Below are 2,500 nucleotides of genomic sequence, written 5' to 3'. Positions count from 1 at the left end.
CTAAGCACTCCTCTTAACCTTCCAGCACCGGGCAGGCGTCACCCCCTATACATCATCTTACGATTTAGCAGAGAGCTGTGTTTTTGATAAACAGTTGCTTGGGCCTATTCACTGCGGCTGACATAAAGCCAGCACCCCTTCTCCCGAAGTTACGGGGTCATTTTGCCGAGTTCCTTAACGAGAGTTCTCTCGCTCACCTGAGGCTACTCGCCTCGACTACCTGTGTCGGTTTGCGGTACGGGTAGAGTATGATTAACGCTAGAAGCTTTTCTTGGCAGTGTGACGTCACTAACTTCGCTACTAAACTTCGCTCCCCATCACAGCTCAATGTTATAGAATTAAGCATTTAACTCAATTCACACCTCACTGCTTAGACGTGCACTTCCAGTCGCACGCTTTAGTTAGCCTACTGCGTCCCTCCTTCACTACATACTCTAGTACAGGAATATCAACCTGTTGTCCATCGGATACACCTTTCGGTCTCTCCTTAGGTCCCGACTAACCCAGGGCGGACGAGCCTTCCCCTGGAAACCTTAGTCTTACGGTGGACAGGATTCTCACCTGTCTTTCGCTACTCATACCGGCATTCTCACTTCTATGCGTTCCAGCGCTCCTCACGGTACACCTTCTCCACACATAGAACGCTCTCCTACCATACCTATAAAGGTATCCACAGCTTCGGTAAATTGTTTTAGCCCCGGTACATTTTCGGCGCAGGGTCACTCGACTAGTGAGCTATTACGCACTCTTTGAATGAATAGCTGCTTCTAAGCTAACATCCTAGTTGTCTGTGCAACCCCACATCCTTTTCCACTTAACAATTATTTTGGGACCTTAGCTGGTGGTCTGGGCTGTTTCCCTTTCGACTACGGATCTTAGCACTCGCAGTCTGACTGCCGACCATAATTCATTGGCATTCGGAGTTTATCTGAGATTGGTAATCCGGGATGGACCCCTCACCCAAACAGTGCTCTACCTCCAAGAATCTTAATGTCGACGCTAGCCCTAAAGCTATTTCGGAGAGAACCAGCTATCTCCAAGTTCGTTTGGAATTTCTCCGCTACCCACAAGTCATCCAAGCACTTTTCAACGTGCCCTGGTTCGGTCCTCCAGTGAGTTTTACCTCACCTTCAACCTGCTCATGGGTAGGTCACATGGTTTCGGGTCTACGACATAATACTAACTCGCCCTATTCAGACTCGGTTTCCCTACGGCTCCGTCTCTTCAACTTAACCTCGCATCATATCGTAACTCGCCGGTTCATTCTACAAAAGGCACGCTCTCACCCATTAACGGGCTCGAACTTGTTGTAGGCACACGGTTTCAGGTTCTATTTCACTCCCCTCCCGGGGTGCTTTTCACCTTTCCCTCACGGTACTGGTTCACTATCGGTCACTAGAGAGTATTTAGGGTTGGGAGATGGTCCTCCCAGATTCCGACGGGATTTCTCGTGTCCCGCCGTACTCAGGATACTGCTAGGTATAAAGACTATTTCGAATACGAGGCTCTTACTCTCTTTGGCTGACCTTCCCATGTCATTCTTCTATAATCTTTAAGTCCACATTGCAGTCCTACAACCCCGAAGAGTAAACTCTTCGGTTTGCCCTCCTGCCGTTTCGCTCGCCGCTACTCAGGCAATCGCTTTTGCTTTCTCTTCCTGCAGCTACTTAGATGTTTCAGTTCACTGCGTCTTCCTCTACCTATCCTTAACAGATAGGAGTACTAGCCATCAGCTAGTGGGTTCCCCCATTCGGACATCTCTGGATCGTCGCTTACTTACAGCTCCCCAAAGCATTTCGTCGTTTGTCACGTCCTTCTTCGGCTTCTAGTGCCAAGGCATCCACCGTGCGCCCTTATTAACTTAACCTTATTTTTGGTCTTGCGACCTAAACTCTTTAAATATTTACAGCGTTTCGGTTTATTTTCTTGTTACTATTTGATATAGATATTCAATTTTCAATGTTCAATCTTAACACCCTTACAGTGTTAATGGAGCCTAGCGGGATCGAACCGCTGACCTCCTGCGTGCAAAGCAGGCGCTCTCCCAGCTGAGCTAAGGCCCCACAAGACCTCTCAAAACTAAACAAGACCAACGTACAGGTTTCCTTTTCCTTAGAAAGGAGGTGATCCAGCCGCACCTTCCGATACGGCTACCTTGTTACGACTTCACCCCAATCATCTATCCCACCTTAGGCGGCTGGCTCCAAATGGTTACCTCACCGACTTCGGGTGTTACAAACTCTCGTGGTGTGACGGGCGGTGTGTACAAGGCCCGGGAACGTATTCACCGCGGCGTGCTGATCCGCGATTACTAGCGATTCCGACTTCATGTAGGCGAGTTGCAGCCTACAATCCGAACTGAGACTGGCTTTAAGAGATTAGCTTGCCGTCACCGACTCGCGACTCGTTGTACCAGCCATTGTAGCACGTGTGTAGCCCAGGTCATAAGGGGCATGATGATTTGACGTCATCCCCACCTTCCTCCGGTTTATTACCGGCA

General features: G+C 49.2%; 1 tRNA gene and 2 rRNA genes (1 of these 3 cut by a window edge). All 3 read right to left on the bottom strand.

What is annotated here, in order from left to right:
* Positions 1–1,867 (bottom strand): 23S ribosomal RNA (locus tag O3629_RS10045); it reaches 1,033 nt to the left of the window's first position.
* A 123-nt stretch (positions 1,868–1,990) separates the two neighbouring features.
* A tRNA-Ala gene (locus tag O3629_RS10040) sits at positions 1,991–2,063 on the bottom strand.
* Between the two features lie 53 nt (positions 2,064–2,116).
* A 16S ribosomal RNA gene (locus O3629_RS10035) occupies positions 2,117–2,500 on the bottom strand; the annotation flags it as partial.

Origin of the sequence: Streptococcus sp. 27098_8_12 (assembly GCF_041432115.1) — a bacterium.
In the GTDB taxonomy this organism is placed as follows: domain Bacteria; phylum Bacillota; class Bacilli; order Lactobacillales; family Streptococcaceae; genus Streptococcus; species Streptococcus parasanguinis_V.
Note: the sequence above shows the minus strand (reverse complement) of the source record. Positions and strands in the feature narration are given on the sequence as shown.